This is a genomic window from Chitinophaga sancti (genome assembly GCF_034087045.1).
GTDB classification, from domain to species: domain Bacteria; phylum Bacteroidota; class Bacteroidia; order Chitinophagales; family Chitinophagaceae; genus Chitinophaga; species Chitinophaga sancti_B.
The window spans coordinates 3,805,901-3,832,685 of sequence record NZ_CP139247.1 but is presented as its reverse complement, the minus strand read 5'-3'; the positions used below and the strand labels follow the sequence as shown (position 1 = coordinate 3,832,685).

Annotated in this window: 31 protein-coding genes; 4 read left to right on the top strand and 27 right to left on the bottom strand. The window is 39.0% G+C overall.

Annotation, left to right across the window (positions count from 1 at the left end; translation table 11 throughout):
• Window positions 1-4: 4 nt before the first annotated feature.
• From SIO70_RS15775 to SIO70_RS15740, 8 genes are all read right to left on the bottom strand, one after another.
• Window positions 5-253: a hypothetical protein gene (locus SIO70_RS15775; protein ID WP_320582088.1), complete on the bottom strand. Its 249-nt coding sequence runs from the start codon at window positions 251-253 to the stop codon at window positions 5-7.
• The gene (locus SIO70_RS15770; RefSeq protein WP_320581813.1) at window positions 240-566 is read right to left on the bottom strand and encodes a hypothetical protein; all 327 of its coding nucleotides are present in this window, start codon (window positions 564-566) and stop codon (window positions 240-242) included. Before SIO70_RS15770 ends, SIO70_RS15775 begins: the two co-directional genes overlap by 14 nt.
• A 182-nt stretch (window positions 567-748) precedes the next feature.
• The gene (locus tag SIO70_RS15765) at window positions 749-1,402 is read right to left on the bottom strand and encodes a hypothetical protein (RefSeq protein WP_320581812.1); all 654 of its coding nucleotides are present in this window, start codon (window positions 1,400-1,402) and stop codon (window positions 749-751) included.
• Window positions 1,377-1,991: a hypothetical protein gene (locus SIO70_RS15760; protein ID WP_320581811.1), complete on the bottom strand. Its 615-nt coding sequence runs from the start codon at window positions 1,989-1,991 to the stop codon at window positions 1,377-1,379. Before SIO70_RS15760 ends, SIO70_RS15765 begins: the two co-directional genes overlap by 26 nt.
• Window positions 1,992-2,010: 19 nt before the next feature.
• The gene (locus SIO70_RS15755) at window positions 2,011-2,883 is read right to left on the bottom strand and encodes a hypothetical protein (protein ID WP_320581810.1); all 873 of its coding nucleotides are present in this window, start codon (window positions 2,881-2,883) and stop codon (window positions 2,011-2,013) included.
• A gap of 35 nt (window positions 2,884-2,918) precedes the next feature.
• Complete coding sequence (locus tag SIO70_RS15750) at window positions 2,919-3,569, bottom strand: hypothetical protein (protein WP_320581809.1); 651 nt, start codon at window positions 3,567-3,569, stop codon at window positions 2,919-2,921.
• Window positions 3,570-4,121: 552 nt separating this feature from the next.
• Window positions 4,122-4,973, bottom strand: a complete 852-nt coding sequence (locus SIO70_RS15745; protein WP_320582066.1) for an IS3 family transposase — start codon at window positions 4,971-4,973, stop codon at window positions 4,122-4,124.
• 14 nt (window positions 4,974-4,987) lie between these two features.
• Window positions 4,988-5,305 (bottom strand): transposase, encoded by a 318-nt coding sequence (locus tag SIO70_RS15740; RefSeq protein WP_083730656.1) that lies wholly within the window; start codon window positions 5,303-5,305, stop codon window positions 4,988-4,990.
• A 407-nt stretch (window positions 5,306-5,712) separates the two neighbouring features.
• On the opposite strand from SIO70_RS15740, the gene SIO70_RS15735 reads away from it, so the two are divergent.
• The 3 genes from SIO70_RS15735 (at window position 5,713) to SIO70_RS15725 (ending at window position 7,845) form a co-directional block, all read left to right on the top strand.
• Entirely contained in the window at window positions 5,713-6,033 is a 321-nt protein-coding gene (locus SIO70_RS15735; protein WP_320581808.1) for a LytTR family DNA-binding domain-containing protein, read from the top strand.
• A 302-nt stretch (window positions 6,034-6,335) separates the two neighbouring features.
• Window positions 6,336-6,902, top strand: a complete 567-nt coding sequence (locus SIO70_RS15730; protein WP_320581807.1) for a hypothetical protein — start codon at window positions 6,336-6,338, stop codon at window positions 6,900-6,902.
• Between the two features lie 155 nt (window positions 6,903-7,057).
• Window positions 7,058-7,845 (top strand): IS5 family transposase gene (locus SIO70_RS15725; protein WP_320581806.1). Its coding sequence is split into 2 segments (ribosomal slippage): window positions 7,058-7,409 and window positions 7,409-7,845, totalling 789 coding nucleotides; the frame shifts between segments, so codons are not numbered across the junction.
• Window positions 7,846-7,871: 26 nt separating this feature from the next.
• On the opposite strand, the gene SIO70_RS15720 is transcribed toward SIO70_RS15725, so the two are convergent.
• The 7 genes from SIO70_RS15720 to SIO70_RS15690 form a co-directional block, all read right to left on the bottom strand.
• The gene (locus tag SIO70_RS15720) at window positions 7,872-8,390 is read right to left on the bottom strand and encodes a hypothetical protein (RefSeq protein WP_320581805.1); all 519 of its coding nucleotides are present in this window, start codon (window positions 8,388-8,390) and stop codon (window positions 7,872-7,874) included.
• Window positions 8,353-9,054 carry a hypothetical protein gene (locus SIO70_RS15715; protein WP_320581804.1) on the bottom strand — a complete coding sequence of 234 codons (702 nt, stop codon included), beginning with the start codon at window positions 9,052-9,054 and terminating at the stop codon, window positions 8,353-8,355. Before SIO70_RS15715 ends, SIO70_RS15720 begins: the two co-directional genes overlap by 38 nt.
• Window positions 9,041-9,733: an RHS repeat-associated core domain-containing protein gene (locus SIO70_RS15710; protein ID WP_320581803.1), complete on the bottom strand. Its 693-nt coding sequence runs from the start codon at window positions 9,731-9,733 to the stop codon at window positions 9,041-9,043. The genes SIO70_RS15715 and SIO70_RS15710 overlap by 14 nt, the downstream gene beginning before the upstream one ends.
• A 223-nt stretch (window positions 9,734-9,956) precedes the next feature.
• Window positions 9,957-10,334, bottom strand: a complete 378-nt coding sequence (locus tag SIO70_RS15705; RefSeq protein WP_320581802.1) for a hypothetical protein — start codon at window positions 10,332-10,334, stop codon at window positions 9,957-9,959.
• 106 nt (window positions 10,335-10,440) lie between these two features.
• Window positions 10,441-10,860 (bottom strand): hypothetical protein, encoded by a 420-nt coding sequence (locus tag SIO70_RS15700; protein WP_320581801.1) that lies wholly within the window; start codon window positions 10,858-10,860, stop codon window positions 10,441-10,443.
• A gap of 721 nt (window positions 10,861-11,581) precedes the next feature.
• Complete coding sequence (locus SIO70_RS15695) at window positions 11,582-12,091, bottom strand: hypothetical protein (protein WP_320581800.1); 510 nt, start codon at window positions 12,089-12,091, stop codon at window positions 11,582-11,584.
• A gap of 10 nt (window positions 12,092-12,101) precedes the next feature.
• Window positions 12,102-16,064 carry a hypothetical protein gene (locus SIO70_RS15690; protein ID WP_320581799.1) on the bottom strand — a complete coding sequence of 1,321 codons (3,963 nt, stop codon included), beginning with the start codon at window positions 16,062-16,064 and terminating at the stop codon, window positions 12,102-12,104.
• Window positions 16,065-16,182: 118 nt separating this feature from the next.
• On the opposite strand from SIO70_RS15690, the gene SIO70_RS15685 reads away from it, so the two are divergent.
• Window positions 16,183-16,617: a hypothetical protein gene (locus tag SIO70_RS15685; RefSeq protein WP_320581798.1), complete on the top strand. Its 435-nt coding sequence runs from the start codon at window positions 16,183-16,185 to the stop codon at window positions 16,615-16,617.
• Between the two features lie 44 nt (window positions 16,618-16,661).
• Here SIO70_RS15685 and SIO70_RS15680 read toward each other — a convergent pair whose 3' ends face one another.
• The 12 genes from SIO70_RS15680 to SIO70_RS15625 all read right to left on the bottom strand — a co-directional run bounded on the left by SIO70_RS15680 (window position 16,662) and on the right by SIO70_RS15625 (window position 26,785).
• Window positions 16,662-18,521 (bottom strand): RHS repeat-associated core domain-containing protein, encoded by a 1,860-nt coding sequence (locus tag SIO70_RS15680; RefSeq protein ID WP_320581797.1) that lies wholly within the window; start codon window positions 18,519-18,521, stop codon window positions 16,662-16,664.
• A gap of 2 nt (window positions 18,522-18,523) precedes the next feature.
• A complete protein-coding gene (locus tag SIO70_RS15675; protein WP_320581796.1) occupies window positions 18,524-19,303 on the bottom strand; it encodes a hypothetical protein in 780 nt (259 codons plus the stop codon).
• Between the two features lie 117 nt (window positions 19,304-19,420).
• Complete coding sequence (locus SIO70_RS15670) at window positions 19,421-19,825, bottom strand: hypothetical protein (protein WP_320581795.1); 405 nt, start codon at window positions 19,823-19,825, stop codon at window positions 19,421-19,423.
• A 20-nt stretch (window positions 19,826-19,845) separates the two neighbouring features.
• Window positions 19,846-20,337, bottom strand: coding sequence for a hypothetical protein (locus tag SIO70_RS15665; RefSeq protein WP_320581794.1), 492 nt, complete (start codon window positions 20,335-20,337; stop codon window positions 19,846-19,848).
• Window positions 20,338-20,456: 119 nt separating this feature from the next.
• Window positions 20,457-20,801 carry a hypothetical protein gene (locus SIO70_RS15660; RefSeq protein ID WP_320581793.1) on the bottom strand — a complete coding sequence of 115 codons (345 nt, stop codon included), beginning with the start codon at window positions 20,799-20,801 and terminating at the stop codon, window positions 20,457-20,459.
• Window positions 20,802-20,892: 91 nt separating this feature from the next.
• The gene (locus SIO70_RS15655) at window positions 20,893-21,366 is read right to left on the bottom strand and encodes a hypothetical protein (RefSeq protein WP_320581792.1); all 474 of its coding nucleotides are present in this window, start codon (window positions 21,364-21,366) and stop codon (window positions 20,893-20,895) included.
• An 11-nt stretch (window positions 21,367-21,377) separates the two neighbouring features.
• Window positions 21,378-23,474, bottom strand: coding sequence for an RHS repeat-associated core domain-containing protein (locus SIO70_RS15650; RefSeq protein ID WP_320581791.1), 2,097 nt, complete (start codon window positions 23,472-23,474; stop codon window positions 21,378-21,380).
• Between the two features lie 398 nt (window positions 23,475-23,872).
• Complete coding sequence (locus SIO70_RS15645; RefSeq protein WP_320581790.1) at window positions 23,873-24,268, bottom strand: hypothetical protein; 396 nt, start codon at window positions 24,266-24,268, stop codon at window positions 23,873-23,875.
• A gap of 106 nt (window positions 24,269-24,374) precedes the next feature.
• The gene (locus tag SIO70_RS15640) at window positions 24,375-24,770 is read right to left on the bottom strand and encodes a hypothetical protein (protein ID WP_320581789.1); all 396 of its coding nucleotides are present in this window, start codon (window positions 24,768-24,770) and stop codon (window positions 24,375-24,377) included.
• 13 nt (window positions 24,771-24,783) lie between these two features.
• Window positions 24,784-25,326 carry an IS3 family transposase gene (locus tag SIO70_RS15635; RefSeq protein ID WP_320581788.1) on the bottom strand — a complete coding sequence of 181 codons (543 nt, stop codon included), beginning with the start codon at window positions 25,324-25,326 and terminating at the stop codon, window positions 24,784-24,786.
• A gap of 84 nt (window positions 25,327-25,410) precedes the next feature.
• Complete coding sequence (locus tag SIO70_RS15630; protein ID WP_320581787.1) at window positions 25,411-25,641, bottom strand: transposase; 231 nt, start codon at window positions 25,639-25,641, stop codon at window positions 25,411-25,413.
• A gap of 634 nt (window positions 25,642-26,275) precedes the next feature.
• Window positions 26,276-26,785: a hypothetical protein gene (locus tag SIO70_RS15625; protein WP_320581786.1), complete on the bottom strand. Its 510-nt coding sequence runs from the start codon at window positions 26,783-26,785 to the stop codon at window positions 26,276-26,278.

The following is a 26,785-nucleotide window of genomic DNA, read 5'->3' as shown; positions in this document are numbered from 1 at the left end:
ATTACTACAAATTTCCCCACACTGCTTTCCATTCTTTGAACTGCGAAGGCCGGATCAAATAACGGGCAAAATTCCCGTCATGCAGCGACAGTAATTCTGTATCGACAGTTTCTACAAACTTTTCCCGATCTCCTTGTGGAAGTCTGGCCGCTCTTTCATTAATTAAAATTCGTGCTTTTTCAGGCGGCAGTGCGTTCACTACTATATCACTGACCAGGCCCCGGATATCATCACGATATTTAAGTCTGTTCACCTAAAGACTGGCGTAAAGCCGCATCACGAAGTGCTGAACGTTCATAGGCCCTCATAAATACATCCTTTAGCAGCTCCACCCGATTCAGCTCATACACATCCAGCGTGCCCTGTATATAAAGCTCATTGGGTACATCCACAAACGCCAGTGGAGATAAATTATGTTTATTCAATGGTAAGTTAGCAGTAAGACGCGAAACGCGTGTATTTACATCGTCAAAAGGTTGGAGATAAGGTAAGTGTACCATGATGAAAAATGCCTGTTCATAAGGATTCTCAATTGCATCTGCCTTTTTAAGAATCGCCTCAAACATCTCTTCAATTTGCTGTGGGTATGAATTACGACAAATTTACGACATTCTAGGACTAAATGTGTCGTAAAACAGGTTTATACGACAATTCTTCTTCCTAAATTGTCGTATAAAGCTTGCTTTCGGAACGCTTATTATTAATAATATTAATATTTGGCGTAAATTAAAGGAGACCATAGCGAATGCTATGGTCTCCTTATATGCTTGAAAGCCCCTCTCTTGTCCTTCGTATCCTTATCAAATGTGATCCTGTTTACCATTTCCCGCATCCGGCTTCTCACTTCTTTCCCGTATTTTTTTTCAATCGCATCAGGATTTAACGACGATGTGATATGGGTAAAGGTACCGTAGCGTGTGAACAACTCATGTCTTCCTAACAGGATCTTTTTCATTACCTCGCAGGTAATACGATAGTAATGTCCGGGTTCTTCCATGCCCAGATCATCGAAGCAGCATATACGGTGGTTATAACTATCTTTTCTTTCAGGGTCACCGATGTATTTGTCCAGGATAACAGGACCTTGTCTATTAAATGCGGCACTGACCCTGTCGCAGTTTTGTAATTCGTAGTTTAGCGGCGCCGGAACCAGGAGTTGCATTAAGCGCATGATGTGTGTTTTGCCTACTCCTACCGGCCCACCTAGAAAGATGCCTTTATGCAGGTCGATGTTAAATTCGTTGGCCACTTCTTCATCACGGAGCATCCAGGCGATGATGGGTATCAATACAGGGAGGTCTTCGTTGTTTATATGGAAGTGTTTCCCGAATTGTTCCCTGCCTTTTTCAGCCAGCAGGTGCAGGATTTGTTTGTAGTTAAAAAGACTGGTCGTAATCCTCATTGTTGTTGTTAGATTTTGAGACGTTTAACATCCATTTATGCGCGAGTGGTTGCCAGTGTTGCACCGGGGTATTGCCGGTGAGCCAGCTGGTGGCTTCATGGTGATACCAGAATTTTAGTGCCTCTTCTCTCGGATAATTGTGTGTCGAGAAAAACTTCAGTACTTCTTCCAGATTGGGAAGACCATTTGACACATCATTTGATATAGTTTTTATATTAGTTTGTAATAAGTGTCCTTCCAGAGAGACCATAGCATTCTCCATTTTCGTGTTTTGTGGTCTGTTTAACAGTTCTGTGAGTCCATCTAATGGAATCATGGATATAGTGGCCGGGCATTGTCTTTGCGCAGACGGATAATAGACCAGGTATTGATGTGCATGCAGTTCCTTGATGCAGCGGTAATAGGTAGATTTTGCTTTGATCTTTGCTGCGGACATTATTTCGTCGCGCCGGATGTGAAATGTTTTTCTAAACCCCAGTTTATTCCAGGTGTTAAAGAGTGCCATGTAAAGGGAATAGTGGTATGATACCATCCATTTCTCCTTTGCGGCCTTATCTAAAAAGGCATTGAGATGAATGATGTAATTCATGGGATGTATGTTGATGGTTTTAGGATTGCAGTTCTTCCAGTTGGCCTTGCAGCCAGCGTCGTAGCATTTTAGTGATGGGTGGATTTCCCGGATCAAAGATCACGTCGTTTCTGACCAGGATATCTTTTGTTGTGCTCTCCATATTTTTCAGAATCTTTATTTTTTCATCTGTCAACACCGTACTTTCAATCTCTGCCGTGATGGAGGAGGTGAGGTGGTGCATAAAAGTGATTTCATTAAAATTGAGGTAAAACAAAAGCCCGTATACCTGATCTTTATGCAGGTTTTCTCCCTGTGTGTTAATGAGAGCCATTAGTTGGGTAACCAGGTTCCAGATATAGTCATGTTCGTGATAACTAAATCGGGTATTCACCTGATTCCATAATTTGCAGATGGCGGCATACATAATGCGCCATAGTTTTTGTAAGTGTTTTCCTTTCTCTTCCATCCATTGTGCGATGAGGAGCACCTTGTGGTGATACATTGATTTTTCAATTTCTATATAGATCAATGGTGGTGCACTGGTTTTGTCGAAATGGGATGGATATTGAAGCTGCATTTCCTTTAGCAGGCGAAAACATTCATAGCATACATTCTTATTTCTGGCAGCAGGGTCATCATATGCAGATGGTTCTTGTGGATCCAGATCACCGAGCCATGATAGTGGGACCTGGTCGAATATTTGTCTGACCTGCTCCTGCCAGGTACGCATGTATCTTCTTAATACAGCATCATCTTTAGCGGATAGCATAAAGTCGGCTATTGCGTCTTGCATAAATGTGAGCGTCTCCTGGAGATTATCATATGCTGCGTCTTTGAGTTCATCGGACTCACAGAGGTATTCTTCCACACTGACGCGTAAGTCGTGGAGGGGGAAAAATGGAAAATTCATGGTGTTTGTGTTTGTGTATAAGTTTGGGGTTGGGTTTAAATTTGGGCATTCGTTTGCGCTTGAATTTGTGTTTGTGTTTTAGGGTTTGCGTTTTCTACATGAATGATTTTTACGGACTGACAGTATACCGGGATACCTGGTTCTGCTATTTCTCCATTTATGAATGAGAGGCCAAGCAGGATAACGATGGGTTCTCCAACAGGTTGGGGCATTGGTATTGTCAGATTAAAAGCATTTACAGGATCGCGGTTCAATGGAATAAGCGAAGACTGTGTTGATTGCATGTAGGCTGAATAGCTATAAAAATCCAATGCTGCAGCTACCGCTATTATTCTGCAATGTGTAGCATTGGTGGGAATTATTACCTGTGCGGCCGGAATAAAAGACGATATGTCAATCATAATTTTTGTGTAGTCCTGCACATTAATTGTATAATAGACATCAAAAAAATCTGACAGGGCATACTGCGGATCCAGGTCATAGCCTATCAAAGGACGCAGGCCTGACATACTTATATGTCGTTTTCCTGAAGTATTGGACGAATCATTTTTGAGTACTTCCCGGTAAAGAAATCTTTGAAGTAATCTAAATCTGCTGCGGTCAGGTTGCATATAGACAGGGCCGCAATAACATACGGTGAGAATGAGTTTGGATGCACGGGCAATGTGAATCAATTCTCTATTCATTTTTCTTTTTTTGGATACACGTTTCCCCTTACGCCTGTTGAGGCGTTGATCGTTTTTTAGCATAGCGTAATTGTAAATTTTTGTGATTTAAAAAAGTTGTGATATGAGGTGTATTGAATTATCCGGACAGTGTATTTGTTTAGGTTAAAGTATTAGATTAATTCTATAGAATAGAGAAACATGTTTTGATGCTATGCCTACACAAACCTAATAAAAAAGATTCATGCGCGCAGCGCATACCTATTTTTCTTTTTTTTGCTTCTTTTTTTTCTTAAAACCACAACGCCTTAGAAACACTTATCCACATTGGCTTTTAGCCATTATTACATAGATGCTTTTGTAGGATAAATCATTATCTTTGTTTTGCCGGAAAGAAGCGGAATCAGGCGCTGCAGAGGTGCAACCTGCCAGGAATATTTCCGGACATCGGAGCATTATAGTTCTTTGAATAACAGACATAGCCGCCAGCAAAAAGAGCATTACGTTAACTATCTGTATAATTATCGTTATTAAGTGCATATCGCCGATATATTAGCTTTATCGTCATTAATTTCATGTTGCTAGTTTTTGTTCAAATACATTTGGTGATAAATATCCAAGTGACGAGTGCAATCGTTTGGGATTGTAATACATTTCGATATACTCGAAAATTTCGGTACGGGAATCTTCAGCAGATTCAAATGCACCACCTTCCATTAGTTCTGCCTTAAATCGGCCAAAATAGGATTCCATGTGGGCATTATCATACGGGTTATCAGCATCACTCATACTTTGGATGAGTTTATGTTTATTGATAAGCTGACGAAATTTAGTCCCGGCATATTGACCACCCCGATCAGAGTGTATGATCATTCCTTCGGGAATCGGTCGTCCTTTAAGGGCCTTTTTTAGCGATGTGATTACCAGAGACTCTTTCATGTGGTCCTGCTCTTCCCAGCCCACTATTTTACGTGAGTATAAGTCCATCCATACAGACAAGTAACGGAAGCTTCCATCTGCCATCGGAATGTAGGTAATGTCACCAACCCAGGTTTCATTTATCTTACCTGGGAAGCCTCGTTGTTTATATACGTTCGGACTTATTAAGTAAGGATGACGACTATCGGTGGTTTTAGGCACAAAAGATCGCGGTTGAATTGCTTTTAATCCGTTCTTCAACATTGTCTTTCTGATCTTAAAAACGCTCGTTTTAACGCCTTCCTGGTTAAGAGCTTTGAGGATTCTTCGAGTGCCGTATCGACGCCTGTTTTCTTTAAAAACACTTACTATCTGCTCCTCTAACCTCTTGCTGTCAGGGTTTGGTTGATAGGTCTTCTCTTTCTTCCATTCGTAATAACAACTTCGGCTTATTGACAACACATCGCAGAGCAATTGAAGTGGATATTGGCCTTTTAAAGTATCAATAAACGCATAGATCTTTACTGATTCCCCCGGCTGAAAATTCCCAAGGCTTTTTTTAGAATATCGCGCTCCTGTTCAGCGCGACGTAGCTCTGCTTTCAATCGCTCATTTTCCGATAATAAGTCTGGTTGGCCTGATACCTCGTTGCCGCCCTCTCTGGGCGTTTGACGGGTGGCCTTCTCTGCATTCTTCCATTGATAGACCAGGTTCTCCCCAATACCCATGGCTTGGGCTACATCAGAAACTGAACGTCCTGAGGATACCATTTTGATCACTTCTGCCTTGAAGGTGGCATCATACTTCCTACGCGTCTTTTTTGTCTTTTTCGTTGTCATTGCTTCGTAAAGTTAAGCAAATTGACTGTCCGGTTTTACTGGTGCATCTCAATAAGGTCATTTATTTTTATATTTGTGCTGCCACGTAAATTAAACCCTAAATAAAAATAAGCATGAAAATTAAGAACTATTGCAAAGTGGCGTTAATGTCGCAATTGTCGTTAATGACGAAATTGCACGTATAATAGATTCAGCGATACATCCTTGTGATATCGCAAAATTAACTGATCAATCTCTTCGTAATGCGCAAAGGCTATTCAAGGATTATCGTGACGGCAATCATAAACCGAAGAAGTATAAACCTACTTTACGCGAGTACTGTAATTTTTATACTGAGCATGACCCGGCTTATCTTGCTTATCGATTGCTGATGCTTAATTCGAAGAGATAAAAACCCCCATTTATTTATGACTGTAGATTTATTTGTTCGCAAAAGTAAAGGGCTTTTCACGAAGGTGAGTAGCCAAGTCGTCATACTGGTAGAGGCCAGTGGCGGATGTTCCAGGATCATTACAAGAGAGGGTACTTACCTGGTAAGTAGTAACCTCAGCCAACTGGAGGAACAGCTACCCGTGGCACTCTTTTGCCGTGTACATCGTAGTTACATTGTGGCATTAAAGTCTATCACCAGTGTGACTGAAAATAGTGTTAAAGTTCTTGACAGGGAAATTCCCCTGTCAAGAACTTATGCGGAACAGTTATTTAGCCGTTTGTTGATTATTTTGTAACGCCCTCCTTTCGTTTAACTCCTCTTTCTATAATTGCCAACTGTTAATTTTCCCTTCGTCAAAAGATTTTTCATTTTGGTGTGGATTGTCGTGTTAATATTGTTGTCGTAAGGCGATAGTGATCCAGGCTGTGCCCGGGATGAAGGAGAGGCACCTTTTGTTCCACTGGATGACTGTTCGTCGAACAAGCATCGAAGAAGCGTCGAAGACGTGTCGAAGGATGATCGAAGAAAGGTCGAAGAACATTCGAAGCGCATTCGAAGAATGGCCTTTCATTATTGTTGAACCTCAAAAAAAATTTTATGGCAAAGACAGATAACCTCTTATTGAAGGAGTCTTCCGGATCTATTGGGAAGATTATGACGATCACACAGAAAAAATCAGGTAAGATGCTGATAGGGAAACACAGAGGGAGCAGCTCTGTGCCACCTTCGGAAAAGCAGCTGGGAGTGCAGGCAAAGTTTAAGGAAGGTATCATCTACGGTAAAGCGGTGATGGCGGATCCGGCTTTGAAAGCACTGTATGCGGCAGCGGTGAAGGGTGATCAGTCAGCGTATAATCTTGCAGTGAGGGATGCTTATAAAGCACCGGAGATCACGAAGATTAGTACGGATCTGTATACAGGTTTGATTGGGTCTACTATCACGGTACGTGCAGTAGATGATTTTAAGGTGGCAAGTGTGAGAGTGGCGATTTATTCTGCTGTGGGTGATTTGATGGAGCAGGGTGATGCGGTGTTGGAGGCGAATGGGTTGGATTGGTTGTATACGGCGACAGTGGCGAATGATGCGATAGCAGGGTGTAGAGTGAGAGCGGTAGCGAAGGATCTGCCGGCGAACGAGGCGGTGTATGATGTGACGGTGGAGTAAATAGGAAAGGCGTCTCGCTGGTGCGAGACGCCTTCCTTATTTCCAAAAATAATTAGCAATATTCCATCTAATTTTATTTCCCTGCTATTATAGAATCAAATGCTATTTAGAACTAATTTCATAAATGGTATTTAGATTTTTGAGATCTTTATATCATGTCAAGACGGGAAAATTTAACTGATGATCAATGGGCTTTAATAAAGCCTCTTATTCCAATAGTAGCAGTACGTGAAGATGGGAAAGGCCGTCCTCGTATACATAGCGACAGAGAGGTTCTGAATGGAATCCTTTGGATTCTAAGAACTGGGGCTTCATGGATTGATCTGCCAGGACGATTCCCTTCTGGTTCAACTTGTTTCAGGCGATTTAGTAGCTGGAGTAAAAATGGATTATTTCGACTAATCCTTGAAACCCTGGCCCAGGACCTTGAAACAAGAGGAGGAATCGATTTATCAGAATGTTTTATAGATGGCACCTTTGCGGTGGCAAAAAAGGGGGCCCAGGTGTTGGAAAGACCAAGCGCGGCAAAGGTACGAAGCTCATGGTTATTACTGACGCTAATGGTCTTCCACTCGCCGTGCACACGACTTCTGCTAGCCCACATGAAGTCACCCTTGTCGAAGCTACCATCAATGAAACTTTTACGGTGGGACAGCCCACAAGAATTATCGGGGATCGTGCCTATGACAGTGATCCGCTCGATGAAAAACTTGCATTGAAAGGTATTGAGCTGATTGCACCACATAAAGATAACAGAGTCAAACCTGCAACCCAGGATGGGCGGCAACTTAGAAGATATAAAAGAAGATGGAAAATTGAACGATTCTTTGCCTGGTTGAATAAATTCAAGAGAGTTATTACTCGATATGATAGAGCTATTGAACATTACGAATCCTTTGTCCATATAGCTTTCATTAAAATTATTCTAAGAAGGTATTTATGAAATTAGTTCTATTTATTCGAATCTGATCAAATAGAGTTAAATGGAATAACTATTACTTGAATACTTTTCACAGGTTTTCCATTCATTAATGCAGCCCGCCTGGGTTTTATTTTATTTACAAGGTCTATTGCAGATGTGGTGCATTCAGGACAAACGTCAATAGCTTTTATTACCCTTTTTTCAATGATATTCCCTGTCTCATCAATGTACATTGCAATAAAGATCTTCCCCATTATATCCTTATTTGTTTTCCATATTAGGTTCTCATCCAAAAAATATAAGAATTCCTTCTTCTCTTCAAAGAGTAACGCCTGCTTTTCTGGCGCTTTACATACTTCAATCTTGTTTCCTAGCGAATCAATATAAAAAACAGCCTTCAGCTTTCCCTCCTTTAAACAGTTTATCATATACACATTTTCATAAATATCCTTCATTTCCTGACAAACCGATGCGTCAGATTTATTCTGAGCATTACAGGAAAATGCAAACAAACACATCAGGATAAAACTACTTTTGATGCAGGTCGTAATTTCGTTCAGCTTCATTTTCCCTATTTTTAATTTGAATTTCAAGCATCTTGTTATTTTCAGGTGAATCAGACTTCAGGGATTTTATACTTCCATGAGAATGCGGTAACTTTCTGATCTTGAAAAGAGTATGTCCATATGCTTCGTGAGCAAAAGTAGAGGCCATCTTTTTGGGTGCTTTTTTCTCATCAACTGCCGTTACATCATTTACAACAACCTGCACATGGCCATTTACCGAAGTACCCTGTACGTCTGCCCCTTCATCTGGATATAATGTCACTCCGAACCACCCACTCCATTCCTTTTCAGTGGAATAGGAAGGATATGCTTTTGCAACTTGCTCCTTTGTCACTCCTTTACCCATAATCTCATATATCTGTTCAAACTCACTTTGATACGTTGCTATACCCATATCCTTTATTCCTCTGGATGTTTCAAAGGTACGACTTACTATTACGTCAATAATTCTTTCATCATTTACCAACTCTATCAGGGAAGAATAATTTCCTCCTACAGTTCCCAGTTTTTCCATCCCTTGTTTCAAATAAGCACCATCGATAAATCCTTTATCATTCAGTCTGACAAAACCAGCTTCTTTAGGAGTAAGTCCTGTAACAATTATATTTAATGCAGCTTTATTAGCAGGTTTGACTTCCTTTCCATCCGGGTCAACGAAAGCCATAGGAATTTAAACAAAATGTGTAAGGTGAAACAGAACTGTATTTCTCAACTAATGGATCTACACTCAAAAACTTCCCTATCCTCGGATCATATCCCCTGGCTCCAAAATCTAACTGATTCCCTTCTCCCTTAACCTCATTATCATTCTCCTTGCCATTAAACCCATACCTATACCCCTTCGCTGCTATACCATAACTTATTCCACTTTCAGTTCCAGGATCGGCACTTGTCTGATCTACAAACAGCGTAGTAAACTCATCACTAGTTCCACTTGCAAACTCCCCTTCAAAACTTATCACCTGCGTAGCCATATAAGTTCCGGGAGTATTATTTGTCCGCTGAGTGACTGTCAGGGTCGCAGGGATGGTATCTCCATTCATTACAACAGTACTACCCGCAACATTCTTTCCTGTGCCTATATGCCCGCCTCTACCAGGCATCAACATACCAAAAGGATAGTATTCCTGGGCAGAAGAAATAACCGGGTTATAATTACTTATTCTGGAACTATCAAGGGACAATCCAATCTTCCTGTCAGAAACAGTAGCGAGAACGTTACCCAGGTGGTTAGTTAACTCAAAGAACTTCTTGCCTCTTGTAAATGTAATATTTTCCCCATAACCTAACCCTATGATACTAGTTGTCGGTGTTGGTGTTGCATCCTGTACATTAGTTGCCAAGGTTGTCATCCCTAAACGGCTGGAACCATACAGATTGGCTTCTATCTGACTTAACTGGCCACTATTAACTGATGTATCCCGATAAGTATACGTACTCAGTATATTGCCCGTAGCGTCACGTATATAAAATGTCTGGACAGTATCTTGCGTTTTGCTGATTACTGACTTACTGATCCGGTTTCCAGCTGCATCATAGGCATAGACAATAGAAGTAGCATCATGCTTATATTTTGGCTATTTTACCATACACATTCCACTTGATACTATCCACCCCGGCGCGAACATCAGAAACCATATTACCAATACTATCGTACTTGTAATTACCAATTGACTGATTGGCTTCTATCTGACTTAACTGGCCACTATTAACTGATGTATCCCGATAAGCGTAGGTACTCTGTATATTTCCCGTAGCGTCACGTATATATAATGTCTGGACAGTATCTTGCGTCTTGCTGATTACTGACTTACTGATCCGATTTCCAGCTGCATCATAGGCATAGACTATAGAAGTGGTATCATGCTTATATATTTTGGCTATTTTACCATATAAATTCCAGAACAGTTCATCATTTGATAATGATAAACAAAATGCATTCATCGCAATATAGTTCCCGCTAGCATCGGCTTAAAACAAAAGAGTGTAATTGCCTTATTCAAAAGGCCATGGTGAATATGTCACCGTGACCCGTCCACAAAAATTGCAACTAATGACATTTCCTGACCCAGTTTAAACTATCCGGAAACGGCATATTTATTTGCTGAAAATTTTCTGGCACCAGTAATAATTCACAATTGGAGGGATTTTCTTTTTCATAAATTACAGGAAAGGTTTTTCCTACAAAATCATCCGCATATGCTCTATTTACCTCACGTACAACCTGTGAAAAACTATATTTTACCCCACCAACATAAAAGCGACAAATAAAATTGGTAGCTGACGACCTGGCAACCATTGTGTAGTCGTAAATTTCACCTGTCGTAAATATTTTATTATTAAATAACCGTTTTCTGTCCTGCTGCACATAATAATAAGCTATAGCACCCAATAATACTATAACTACTACAGGAAAAATTTTTCCCGGACGTCCATGGTTTATTTTATCAATAAATTTCAAAAAGCCCATATATTCGTGGATTTGATTTGCCACCTCAATACCCTTCCTTATATCCAGTTTAGGTTTGTAGGTTCGAACTTTTGCCGCCGGCTTCTTTCAGATTCTACCTCACGGTGGACACCCTTGCCATGGGCTAACACTTCCTACTGTAAACCGTGTTCGGAACTTCCACCATAGAGCTGACAAACATGCCTAACACAAAAAATAAGCGCCCCGCTGTGGCGAGGCGCTCTACAGGTTAAATCGGTTAACTAAATTTAGCATTCATTATCCGATCTTTATACTCTATCTAAATACTTATTTAGGCTTCAGAAGCAGCTATTTACTCTAAAGATGTCATTTAAATGTACAAGCAAACTGTTTAAACAGCAAATCATCGTAATTATCCCAATAAATAAAAGGACTATTCCAGCTCCACTTCCTCTTATTATATATTCTTTATCTCTAGCCGCACGGGCAATTTCGGAATTAACAAAATACCTTACTAACCTAATCTTTCTATAAAGAATTAATTTTTCAGGTTTTACCTTAAAAACATGGATCATTGCTAAAATCCATCCAGCGAATAAACAACTTGTCGCGAATAAGATAAAAATAAAAATATCATTCCATTTTAAGGGAATTATTGACCATTCTTTCATAGATAAGCATCTATACGAGAAGCAGGGTTTTTCTTGGCCGTAAACCAGCTGCCCTCCGCTGCATTAAATGTTATAGCATCTCTGCCTGTTTATCGCGCATAATAATACCATTGGCCTTCAAGACTCTTATAAGGTGTAGATGCTATGAAAGCACTGTCTATTGGTTGAAATAGATATGCAAAATAAAAATTCCTTTTTTTAAAAATAATTCCATTTAAAGAAGGTGAATAAGCCACATAATCAACTTTTAATTTAAAATAAGCTTTTACAACATCAAAACCATTTATTGAGGGAAAATATGCATCATCTACATCCTGCAAAAGCTTAATCTTATCCAGCCCATTTCGTGATATTGTTCTCACGAAAATGTTATTTCCTTCTTCGTAACTGATAAAGTCGTATAAAACTCTATTAGAATAAATGTAATGGAAACTTACTGAGTTAGAACGGTCTGTATTGGCAATCTCCCAATCTCTGAATAATAATGGATTGGTCACTTTAATTCTATTATAGACTTCATTCAAGTTCTCTTTTGATCTAATTTGACTACATGAGTAAATAAACCCAATAAGACAAAAAATGTATTTACATTTTTTCATAGGAAAAGATTTATTTTTTCTTGGGCCATTCGAATCCTAAATGGATAGAAAATTGATCGTCATCAGAATCCAATTCAAACCCATGTGTAAGTATATTATTAGCATTTGCTCCAAACTTAGCCATCCTTTCACCGAACCCTAACTTATTCGCACCCGCGCCCCAAAGGAAGTTACCAAAATTGAATCTATTATGTGCGTAAGTCCCTGTTTGAGTACTTGTTATATATAAATAGCCATCTCGTAACCTACTCAATACCGGTTTCCCATCGTCCTGGAAATGAACCTTTGCTGATACAGAATAGTCCGTCGTGCTTCCTTTTGAGCCAGCACCATTACTTTGTTCCCGCATATAAGAATACTTTCTATCTTGGTTTGCCTTATTGTAAACACCTGATTCTTTAAGTATCTCAAAAATATCCTTATCAGGTACGATGATTACCAATGTTATGTTTCGCGCCAATATGTCACCAGGATCATGTTCTGGATCAGCAAATTTAAAATTTAATGGATTTTCATAATACGTTTTCCCATTTTTAGTATATTCTTTTCTATATATAAGTCCGGTGTTCTCCCTTTTTCCATCATCTGCAATTCTTAAAAGAGTGCCATTCGGCTTGAATCGAAAGCTTGTATCCCCCAAAGGATCACCAAGTAAAACAGGGTTATTAAAAAATGTGACATAGCTACTTACGGATATGTCTGGCTTAGGGTCCAAATTCCATCTTCTTGCAATCCTCGGATCATACTCCCAAAACTCGGCTGTATAGCTATTCCCTTCTCCTTTCATCTCATCACTTCTTTCTTGCCCATTGAACCCATACCGATACCCCTTCGCTACTATACCATAACTTATTCCACTCTCAGTCCCAGGATCAGCACTCGTCTGATCCACAAACAGCGTAGTAAACTCATCACCAGTCCCACTTGCAAACTCCCCTTCAAAACTTATCACCTGCGTAGCCATATAGGTTCCCGGAGTATTATTTGTCCGCTGAGTGACTGTCAGTGTCGCAGGGATGGTATCCCCATTCATTACTACAGTACTACCCGCAACATTCCTTCCTGTCCCTATATGACCTCCTCTTCCAGGCATCAGCATACCGAAAGGATAGTATTCCTGAGCAGAAGTAATAACGGGATTATAACTACTTATACTGGAACTATCAAGGGACACCCCAATCTTCCTGTCCGAAACAGTTGCAAGGACATTACCCAAATGGTTCGTTAACTCAAAGAACTTCTTTCCTCTTGTAAATGTAATATTTTCTCCATAACCTAAACCTATAATACTCGTAGTCGGTGTTGTTGTTGCATCCTGTACATTAGTTGCCAATGTTGTCATCCCTAAACGGCTGGAACCATACAAATTGGCTTCTATCTGACTTAACTGGCCACTATTAACTGATGTATCCCGATAAGTATACGTACTCAGTATATTGCCCGTAGCGTCACGTATATAGAATGTCTGAACAGTATCTTGCGTCTTGCTGATTACTGACTTACTGATCCGGTTTCCTGCTGCATCATAGGCATAGACGATAGAAGTGGTATCATGCTTATATATTTTGGCTATTTTACCATATACATTCCACTTAATACTATCCACACCGGCACGAACATCAGAAACCATATTACCAATACTATCGTACTTGTAATTACCAACGGACTGATTATCAATATCATTTCCATAATTAGCTCCTCTTACTAAGTCTGTTACATAAGAAAGCTTATTTGTACCAGGACGATAATGATAAGTCAGGCTATCCATTCCTAAAGGCGAACCTGCAAAGGTTTTATTACCATTACGATTATAAGTCAGGATATTACCATTTCCATCATAGGTAACCGCTTCTTTGAAATCTGAAAGCGCTGTGAAGGCATTGGTCCAGGAGTTGTTTAAACTATCCAGCCCTTTATTGGCGACCATACCTGTAAGGCGGTTGAGGACGTCGTAGGAATAAGTATATTCCAACGGGGTGCCAAGTGTTGAAATGCTTTGGCTGATAGCAGAGATATTACCATTGAATAACGGACTATTGCCAACTGCCGCAGCAAATGGCTTAACGGAGGTACTAACAGGTGTATATTCTCTATTACCAAAGTAGTGGATACCGAATCCAAATGCATCCTTCGCTACCAGGCTACCACTGGCACCGTCACCTCCTATATCAAATGTTGGTGTGAGCGCGGTACTGTTTATCCCTTTCAGCCACCCTTGTAATGTATATGCATAATCAATACCCTGTACCTGTTGCTGACCTATCACTGCACGAGCCAGCGGACCATGCTTATAGTATTCATACCAGGCGTCATTTTCCCAATAGATACTATCATGACTGGTTTCAACATTGGTCAGGCGGTTTTCCGCATCATAGCTATAACGATGATAAAAGGCATCCTTCTTCCCTGGCTCATACGCTACAAAATTAACCTTACCACTAATTAAATCATACTCATAATTAATAGTCTTGAAGCGGTTACCATTTATAAGCATATTTCCATGCTTGTAGTCCTGTAACAGGGACTTCACATTACCATGGATATCATAACTATAGAATGTACCATTCGAATAATCTAATCCATCTGTAGTATTCAGAGATGCAGCATCATCAAACATGGCCATCCACGAAACCCTGTTTCTGAGATTATCCTGCACCAGCACGGTATCAGATGCATAATAAGCAATATCATAAACCGTTTTTGTAATCTGCTTACGGGTAGCTGCCGCAGCGTTCAACCAGCTTGCTAAACTTTGCTCACTTCGGCTAATTGTACTAGTCATGGCTGTAGCACTCGTTAGCTCTCCTACCTCAATCGGCCTACCCAGTGCATCAAAGTTTGTATAACTATAGTTTTTTGCTAAAGATTGTTTCGCATTCTGAGAAACAACCGCTCTACCTAATTTATCATACCAGTAATTAGTAATACTATCATCAGGTGTTTTCTTTGAGGCAATCTGATTCAACGTATTATACCTATACTCCGTCGCCATCTGATGCGCAGGCACGAACCGTGTACCCGCCCTTCTTGCCGCTGCCAGATTTGCCTTCCATGTCGCACTCCGATCTATCACCACACCCGCTGGCGGAATTGTCCTCGTCAGGTTCCCCGCCTGGTCATAATAATACAAAGTATACTGATACTCACTGGTACCATATCCTAATGTAAACAACTCACGCAGCCCGCCAGCAATCGCCGTATCACGATAAATCTTATCAAAATTATTCTTCAGGACATCCTTGTAATTATTGTATAGATCATACCCCTTGCTATATACCAGGAATGCACTATCAGAACAATTGTTGATTGTATCCTTGACTGTTGTAAAGATAGTCACTGACTTTCCACATAATAATATAGTATCAGCAACTGGATCAGAGACATTAGAAACCCTTGCTATGACAGTACCTCCGCCGCCTGTCGTATCACTGATCTGGCACTGGTTAGTCCTGAAGTCCATATACTCCCAATAATGCTTATTAAAGCCCAGTCTCACGTTCATATAGTTTTCGAACAACTGGTTCTTCTTCATCTGCACGCTATCTGTTGTCTCTCTTACTGGGGCATTACCCGGATATTTGGCTATATAACTATTATACATTGTATCAATTACCTTACAACCTATACAGATATCTCCCGTATAGCACTGTAATGCCGGTGGAATAGTAACAGGAGAGGTAAGGCTGATGCACGTGCGGGTACCATTACATGAGCTCAACAAGGAATCCAGGTTCGCCTGGGTCATATGGATACCTCTCGTAGCCGTCAGGTAAGCTGCAAATGTGAGGTTTGTTCCTTTTGCTGTGTATTCACTCTTCAGCGCATTCAACTTAGTACACTGACAATCGGCTGGTTTGCTGTATAAGGTGATGTCGTAATAAGCGGGCTGCTGATCGTAAGGTGCCGGTGAGGTAATCTGGTAAGCATTGCAGGTATAAGCAGGGAGGTTTTTACCCGCATAATAGGCATCCAATACTGCCTGGAAACTTTTGTATGTATTACACCTAAAATTCTATGATTTTCTCATTTTAAGTTGGCTCAATTTTTAGTATCATTGGATTGAAATACAATAATGACATTAAACTCAAAATATGCTCAATTACAAATTCATTTTAAAACTCTCTCTCTTTCCATTAATAATGCTCTATGCTTGTGGGGGCGTTTTAGGACACATTGAAAGATATAAATTTGAAAACATTTCACCTTCACGACTACAAACGGTTGTTGCTAACTACCTGTCTATTCATAAAGAATATTCAAGTGATAAATTTAAATCTGTTGAAATTGTACCCGATACTTACGAATATTACATTACTATCAGGGATGGCTCATCAGTATACAAAATGGCTTATATCTTTCCCAAATATGATCCTCCTTATGACACAATAGCAGAAATAACATTAACAACTGCAGGACCAATAGATAAACCACTTAAACTATCCGGGGATTTGGGATTTTTCGAAAAAAGAAAGTATCAAAAATTATTTAAAGAGTACTTTATTGAAAAAATAAAAAGAGAGTTATAAAAAGGGGCAGATTATTCAATCTGCCCCTTTTTATTTTTGCCATTTTATGGAACTAAATTCATAGATGATCGAAGTATTCTGTCCTGCTCGCTGGCTGGCATTTTAGGAACGTCTCCTTTAAAGATCCACCAACTATTAATCATCCCAAAGAACGTAGATACTTTTGAAGCCCGACCAGCAGTTCTCTCTGTTACTGGTTTTCCAGTAACATCATCTGTTTGGCCACTTTTTTGCTTTTCCACTACTTTATTCGAACTATTTATCAGTTTTCGGTCTGCGCTTTTAACATTCATATTAAAAAATGCATCCGGGGCTCCGGCAGCACCAGCTTTGTCATAATTCACATCATGCTCCAAAGCAGCTGCATCAGTTTCATCACTAGGTTCTCTACGATAATCAGGATACTCATTTCCATCAGCTCCTATATATTTAGGGTTCGTGCCCCCTATGTAAATTGAACCAAAAAGGTTTTTATAAAAAATAGGCATAAATTCATTATCTCCTTTTACATACGCCCCTGTATAATCCCTGCGAATATCCAGTCGATTTCCTTTTTCATCAAAATACTGGTATTGCACCATTCCTTTATCTTTTGGAGACATTAATTTATTAGTCCTCTTATCATAGATCTGTACTTTAAATGGAGTTTGACCATTCTTCTCCGAATTTGAAGAATATTGCAAGACCATCTGTTTATTATCAATAAGTTTTAAGAAAGTGGCATGTCCATTTTCAAATTTGTATTGTATAATCAATTCTTCTAAACCATCAAGATCTGTAGCCCAAATTGGCTTATTACCTGCAAACTGATAGGGTGTATAAAATGGATATTCTTTAATGAGTGGATCCTGGCTAAGGAATTTACCTATCCTTGTATCATAAATTCTCATCCCATAATCCTGTTCATTTCCTTCACCCTTGACCTCATTATCATTCTCCTTCCCATTAAACCCATACCGATACCCCTTCGCAGCTATACCATAACTTATTCCACTTTCAGTACCAGGATCCGCACTCGTCTGATCTACAAAAAGCGTCGTAAACTCATCACCAGTTCCACTTGCAAACTCTCCTTCAAAACTTATCACCTGCGTAGCCATATAGGTTCCGGGAGTATTATTTGTCCGCTGAGTGACTGTCAGTGTCGCAGGGATGGTATCTCCATTCATTACAACAGTACTACCCGCAACATTCTTTCCTGTCCCTATATGACCTCCTCTTCCAGGCATCAGCATACCGAAAGGATAGTATTCCTGGGCAGAAGAAATAACCGGGTTATAATGACTTATTCTGGAACTATCAAGGGACAATCCAATCTTCCTATCTGAAACAGTAGCGAGAACGTTACCCAGGTGGTTCGTTAACTCAAAGAACTTCTTTCCTATTGTAAATGTAATGTTTTCTCCATAACCTAACCCTATGATACTAGTTGTCGGTGTTGGTGTTGCATCCTGTACATTAGTTGCCAGGGTTGTCATCCCCAGACGGCTGGAACCATACAAATTGGCTTCTATCTGACTTAACTGGCCACTATTTACGGATGTATCCCGATAAGTATACGTACTCAGTATATTGCCCGTAGCGTCACGTACATAGAATGTCTGGACAGTATCTTGCGTCTTGCTGATCACTGACTTACTGATCCGGTTTCCAACTGCATCATAGGCATAGACTATAGAAGTGGTATCATGTTTATATATTTTGGCTATTTTACCATATACATTCCACTTGATGCTATCCACACCGGCACGAACATCAGAAACCATATTACCAATACTATCGTACTTGTAATTACCAACGGACTGATTATCAATATCATTTCCATAATTAGCTCCTCTTACTAAGTCTGTTACATAAGAAAGCTTATTTGTACCAGGACGATAATGATAAGTCAGGCTATCCATTCCTAAAGGCGAACCTGCAAAGGTTTTATTACATTTGTAGTCTGAGCAGTACTATCGCACAGCGCATTACAGGCATCGATGGCTGCTTCATAAGCCGTCCATGCAGCACCCCGGCTGGCGGCAGTATCCTGGATCTGACCAATGCTCATATAATTAGCCCGGAAGTTATCCCAGCTACCAATACTTACAAAACATGCCTGGCAGGATGGTAAACATTCCGTTGTAGACTGCAATGCTCTTTGATCATTGATAAAATCATCCAGCGTTTTACATAGGGATTTGGCCATGTAAATATTGTCCCGGTAATAAGCAAGTGCATCACTGTTCACTACAAGACGCTTCGTGATCAGGTAAGATCCCGAAGTCAACGCCAATGAATCAGTTACATCGATATTTTGTACTGTTGAATTTGCAGTGGGATCTGTACCTGCTGTATAGTTACGGAATACTCTTTCATAGGCTTTTTTACCAGGTAAACGCTGGTTATTTGCGTCGTCCGTGATAGTAATATACAGATCGTATCGTACAGGATAGTTAACGATGACACCATTGCAATCCGGCATCTTTACAGAAGGTGTGTTCAAATTGTAGTGGAACGTATAAGTAGCATCAACTGATACTACCTTGCTCTCAACTATTTCAAGTGCCAGGTCTTTGAGTTGATTACTACCCTGACGTGACAATGTATCCAGGTAAGTCAGCGGTGTAACACCTGGCAATGCGGAAAGATTTGCACTATCCGGACTTCCTGCCAGCGCTGTTGCAATTGTTCGGCCATGCATGTCAACATACGTTATTGCAACATTTTTGTGAATGTCAAGGACCATTATAAAATCTGAGAGGCTAACTAAATAGCTAGCCTCTTTTCCCTAAAAAAAACTTGTAATATTATAGTTTTATCATTCCGATTTACCCTTCAAACTATCTAACCATTTGATATAATATGCATGTTGCTCATCAACTGTAGCTACAATACTTACATCATCAACCGGATCAAATATTTTACATATATTTTCCTTAGTTACAGGCTTACCCAACACAAGTTTGTATGCATTTATACCTATCATCATACCACTTGAAGGATAAACATCTAACCTAGCGCCATTGCACATCAATTTTATTTCTAGCAATTCTAATTCTCGCCTCAATTTTATCAATGCTAAAAAAGGGTAATATTCATGTGTTCTGATATTAAAATCTTTTGATTTAAATGTCAATTCCACCTGTTGATTAACATTGGAAAAAAATAAATTAGATTCAAAAAAATCTTTTCCATTAAAGTATTTAATTGAATAGTATTTCATATAATTATTCAAGTAGCATATTAGCTAATACCAGGATCAACAACTGGATCTAAATTCCATCGTCTTGCTACCCTTGGATCATATTCCCAAAATTGTGCAGTGTAACTATTTCCCTCTCCTTTTATATCATCATCTTTTTCCGGCCCATTAAATCCATACCGATAACCCTTCGCTGCTATACCATAACTTATTCCACTTTCAGTCCCTGGATCGGCACTCGTCTGATCTACAAAAAGCGTCGTAAACTCATCACCAGTTCCACTTGCAATCTCCCCTTCAAAACTTATTACCTGCGTAGCCATATAGGTTCCAGGAGTATTATTCGTCCGCTGAGTGACTGTCAGTGTCGCAAGGATGGTTTCTCCATTCATTACAACGGTACTACCCGCAACATTCCTTCCTGTACCTATATGCCCGCCTCTACCAGGCATCAACATACCGAAAGGATAGTATTCCTGCGCAGAAGTAATAACCGGATTATAACTGATTATACTGGAACTATCAAGTGACACTCCAATTTTCCTGTCCGAAACAGTTGCAAGGACATTACCCAGATGTTTCGGATCAATGATAATGGGTTAGAAATCCAGCCTATATCCTTCTGCCTCATCTCATGTCCATCACTATCCTTCTAAAATATTTTGTAGGAAACGCCAGCTTTGTTCAGTTCCAATATACTAACGAAAAAATTGGTAGTCCAGAATTTCATATTGTCCTTTATCTGGCCAAATTGCAATACAGACACTATTATTATATTTCTGAATTTGTAAATCGTAACAGCAAGCATCAGTAAGGTTTTGCCATAAACCGGCTCCTGAAAATCAATAAACATTTTATTACCGCTGGCAATGCCCCTGATAGCGGTGGTATCCTCACGTTTTACTGCCCTGGCTAATTCCGAGGCAGGTGTATCCTTAAACAACCTGTAATCCGAACCCAACAGCGTACCGGAAGCATCCCAACAAGCTGACAACATAGAAATTAATATTGTTAAAGCAAATAATCCTTTTACCATTGTAATGCATTACACTTAACCTTGAAGAAATCACAAGCTATTAAATAGCATTCTAAGACAACTGACAAATCAATTTATCCAGGTACTTATTAACACCCACATCTTTCCATTCACCACGCTCTTTGAGATTCACCAATTTTAATATAAATTCCTCTCTATCTTTCCAATAGGGTAAATTCATTTTATCAATATGGGCAAAGTTCATCTTGTGTAAGTATTCATTTACATCTGAAGTCAAATAATCGATAAAAATATGATTCTCATACTTAGTGATAAGATTACCTCCTATTATACAAACTCTGTTTAATGGCTTAATACTTTCCATAAACAAATTTGCATATTTTACAGCAATCCCTCCCCCCTTTGTATTCTCCAAACATCGTAGGTGAAAACTCGCATCACTAAAACCATAAAGTGGATCATTAACATTAATTACAAAAGCTGGAAATGAATAAGCCTCATTTTCGCTTTCTATTTCAAGATTACAAATAGGACACCTAGTTGTGCCCGGGATCAATATACTCATTCTTCATTATTTTATTTTGGTCTTACAACACTTATTTCTCCTCCATGATAAACATATTGTTTAGTTTGGCCTAATTCTGTTAAAGCTGTGGCGTCGGTACTACTTGGTGGAGCAGAAGTAGGATGGGTATGTCCAAATAATAATTTAACCTCGCTGCGCTTAAATATTATACCACCAGGTCCACCACTTACTAAAGCACGTTCTCCATTTGTCAATGTGACAACAGCATGTTCATTTCCTGTAGTCCAGGTAAGACCCTTTGCTTCATTAACAATATCTTCTAATTTTTCTCCTCGTTTAATGATTCTCTCAATACTCATAGGAGCGCTCTTCCCTCCTGCGGCACTTGCTACTGAAACAGAGGCTTCAATACCACTAACTTTTGAAAAGCTAAAAACTTTCAGAAGTCCGGCACTACGAAATAAACCATATCCGCCCTCAATAACTGCGGCAGTAGCAGTAGCTGTATTAACTCCATCCTCCAATTTAGAAAACGCATTTCTAACATTCACATACTTTTCTAACTCATAATCAGCTTTGTTACCACTGACAGAAAGAAAGGGAACTATTGATGGATTGCGTTGAACAAACTTTGCTAATGTAGTAGCATCAACATCACGAACATCACCTAAAAGCCCCATATCTGTTCTCGTCAATCCACTATGCGACTTTGGGTTATGAGGAAAAAATTCACGATGAACTTCTTCAAGTTTATGATTATTAATTTGATAAATTGTAACAAAGTAACGATTTCTACCTGGTGCAGGTTTATATACCCAATTACTCGTCAATAAATTAAAATAAATTTCATCATTTCCATCAGCATCTATATTAATTATAGGATCGTTTTTCCCATATTGATACGGCGATAAATCCGATTTTACAACCTTATCTACGGAAAACCATTTTCCTATCCGTGGATCATATACTCTTGCGCCAAAGTTTAACTGGTTCCCCTCTCCCTTCACCTCATTATCATTCTCCTTGCCATTAAATCCATATCGATATCCTTTAGATGCTATACCATAACTTATTCCACTCTCAGTCCCAGGATCGGCACTCGTCTGATCTACAAACAGCGTAGTTAACTCATCACCAGCCCCACTTGCAAACTCCCCTTCAAAACTTATCACCTGCGTAGCCATATAGGTTCCCGGAGTATTATTCGTCCGCTGAGTGACTGTCAGTGTCGCAGGGATGGTATCTCCATTCATTACTACAGTACTACCCGCAACATTCCTTCCTGTCCCTATATGCCCTCCTCTACCAGGCATCAACATACCGAAAGGATAGTATTCCTGGGCAAAAGTAATAACCGGGTTATAATGACTTATTCTGGAACTATCAAGGGACAATCCAATCTTCCTATCTGAAACAGTAGCGAGAACGTTACCCAGGTGGTTCGTTAACTCAAAGAACTTCTTTCCTCTTGTAAATGTAATGTTTTCTCCATAACCTAACCCTATGATACTAGTTGTCGGTGTTGGTGTTGCATCCTGTACATTAGTTGCCAAGGTTGTCATCCCTAAACGGCTGGAACCATACAAATTGGCTTCTATCTGACTTAACTGGCCACTATTTACGGATGTATCCCGATAAGTATACGTACTCAGTATATTGCCCGTAGCGTCACGTACATAGAATGTCTGGACAGTATCTTGCGTTTTGCTGATTACTGACTTACTGATCCGGTTTCCAGCGGCATCATAGGCATAAACGATAGAAGTGGTGTCATGCTTGTATATCCTGGCTATTTTACCATATACATTCCACTTGATACTATCCACACCGGCACGAACATCAGAAACCATATTACCAATACTATCGTACTTGTAATTGCCAATTGACTGATTATCAATATCATTTCCATAATTAGCGCCTCTGACCAGGTCTGTTACATAGGAAAGCTTATTTGTACCAAAACGATAATGATAAGTCAGGCTATCCATTCCTAAAGGTGAGCCTGCAAAGGTTTTATTACCATTACGATTATAAGTCAGGATATTACCATTTCCATCATAGGTAACCGCTTCTTTGAAATCTGAAAGCGCTGTGAAGGCATTGGTCCAGGAGTTATTTATACTATCCAACCCTTTATTGGCGACCATACCTGTAAGGCGGTTAAGGACGTCGTAGGAATAAGTGTATTCCAACGGGGTGCCAAGCGTTGAAATGCTTTGGCTGATAGCAGAGATATTACCATTGAATAACGGGCTATTGCCAACTGCCGCAGCAAATGGCTTAACGGAAGTATTAACAGGTGTATATTCTCTATTTTAAGATTATCCTGCACCAGCACGGTATCAGATGCATAATAAGCAATATCATAAACCGTTTTTATAATTTGTGTACGGGTAGCCGCTGCTGCATTCAACCAGCTTGCTAAACTTAGCTCACTTCGGCTAATTTGATATAATAGCTTATGGATAAAATGGCTAAAACATATACTCTTACCCATTTTATCTTTAATAGTAATAAAAAAATTTAGTTCTTAACGATTAGGTTGTCATGGCTTATAAATTTCCTCCATAAAAAATTCGATTTCAGCTAAATTTAATTCACCATCATATTTAAATATTGCTATGCACTTGTCAGTCGTGAAGAGATGATCTACCTTCTGATAATTACCTATGGCAATATATACGTGACATTGAAACCCAGCTTGCAGATCATCAACTACCCTATAAGTATATATTGTCAGTTTTTCATTTGGAGAAACAATATAAGGCTCCTTTTTCTGCAGACTATTGTTATAAGCCCAAACCTCATACTTAGCTCCCACTTTAATCAAATTTAATCCATCTTCCTTTAATGATAGATATTCAATTAGGTCACTTTTCATTTTATCAATCTCAAAAGTCTCTTTCAAAATATGCTGAATTACTTCAAAATGCTGTAGCATACTAACAATAATTGATTTAATTCCTTTTTAAAAAAGTATCAGGAATGCAAAAACAATCCTGATACAAAATATTATTAAGTTATTGAGATATTAGACTGTATCGAAATTAAGATTTATAACATTCATGAATTGTAAATACAACATCATACAAACTTAAATCGTCATTAAATTTAAATAGTGCTAAGCATTTGTCAATGGTAAATCCAAAATCATTTTCTTTAAAATGACCAATAGCGACATGGATATGGTAGTAAAAATCGATATCATATTCATAGAGAGCTTTATACTGAAAAATCGTGAAATTATCATCTAACGAAATTTTGAATATTTCGTTTTGCTGAGAAGTTAAATTATAAGCTAGCAATTCATAATCCATATCGACTTTTAAAATTGCATAATCATCTTCCATCTTCGATAAATATTCAAACAACATACGTTTCAAATTATTTACCTCAAATTTTTCTCTAATAACTTTTTGAATTATTTTAAGATTCTCTTTCATAGTTACCAATGAGTCATTCTACTCCCCTAAATACAATAATCGGTATTTCTTTGCCATTTTCAACATAAGTTTCCAAATTTCCATAAAGACGATAGTCCATCCAGACAGACAAATAATGGAAGCTCCCATCAGCCATCGGAATGTAGGTAATGTTGCCCACCCAGGTTTCATTTAACTTCTCTGGGAAGCCGCGTTGTTTATGTAGGTTTGGACTTATTAAGTATGGATGACGGCTATCAGTAGTTTTAGGTACGAAAGACTTAGGCTGAATTGCCTTCAATCCATTTTTTAACAATGTTTTCCTGACCTTATAACCGCTCGTTTTAATCACCTGATGGTGGAGGGCCTTAACCACCCTTCGAGTGCCAAATCGACGCCTGTTTTCCTTAAAAATGCCTACGATCTGTTCTTCTATCGTCTTTCTGCCAGGATTGGATTGATATGTCTTGTTATTTTTCCAATTATAATGGCAGCTACGGCTAACCGACAATACGTCGCATAGAATTTGAACAGGATATTCGCTTTTCAGGTTATCAATGAACGAATAAATTCTCACTGATTCCCGCGGCTGAAAATTCCCAAGGCTTTTTTTAAGATCTCGCGTTCTTGCTCTGTACGACGTAGTTCTGCCCTCAGACGTTCATTTTTCTGATAATAAATCTAATTGGGTAGGTCCATCGTTGATAACATTAATTGTAGCTTGCCTGGAAGCCTTATCTGCATTCTTCCATTGATATACTAGGTTTTCCCCAATACCCATGGCCTCGGCGATTTCAGATACTGAACGGCCGGAAGCTACCACTTTCATTACTTCTGCTTTGAAGGTCGCGTCATACTTCCTGCGTATCTGTTTTGTTCTTTTTGTCGTCATTGCTTTGTAAAGTTAAGCAAATTGACTGTCTGGTTTTACTGTTGCATCTCATCCATCGAATACTGAACTGTCAATTCTTTTCTTGGAAACTGAGCTAACAATACTATTATTTTCCTTTTCTCACCTTGCTTATCATTTGTATTCCAATGACCAACACAATGTAATGAGGCATACCTATGTATTTAATGGTAAAAATAACTCCTCAAAAATACTACACCTCTCAACGCTATTATATTTTACCAATGGGGAAATCTGCACATCTTATTAACAGCCTATACAACTTTTTTTGGAATAAATGACCTCTGAGGAATATGGGGATGCCCGAAGGTTTACGTACATAGAATGTCTGAACAGTATCTTGCGTCTTGCTGATCACTGACTTACTGATCCGGTTTCCAGCTGCATCATAGGCATAGACGATAGAAGTAGTGTCATGCTTATATATTTTAGCTATTTTCACAATACATTCCACCCGGAAAGGTGTCAAAAAAATGGACCATGCCAATTAAAAATTGGTGCATGGTCCTGAATCAGTTGCTAATTATATTTGGGGATAGAGTAAAAACCTAAATGAGTCTATAACCTCGATTTTGAAATTTACACATTTAATAAAATAATCCTTCTCTTTATATCACTATGCTAGTTCAATTACTTTGTTATTGTCGTTTGTTTGTAAAGACAGCACATTGCCCTTAATACTAAAATCGTCTATCAGGTCAAATAGTTCGCTCTTTAGAATCTGACCTCTGTAATCTATCACTCGCATATAGGCTTCTTCTAATAAAAGTAACCTTTCATCGTTAATTAAATAAAGCCCGACTAACGATGTGGTAATCTCGAAAGAAGTCTTAATGCTAAGATTTTCATCTATTAAATAAATATTCCTACCTGTATCCAATACAATCATACTATTCCAAAACAGGAAATTTAAATTATCTTCACTCTTATCACTACTAAAAGATAAAACAAACTGCTTTTCCCTCGTTAGTGAATGACAGCAAACATAACAGTAATAATTATCACCAGACCCGTCCTCAATAGATAAACTTCTTTCAACTTTTTGGTTATTATAAAAGGTTGTGGCTTCTTCGACAGAGGAAAATCCAAACGCTTTTAAATATCTATTTTCAATGATTTGTTTCAT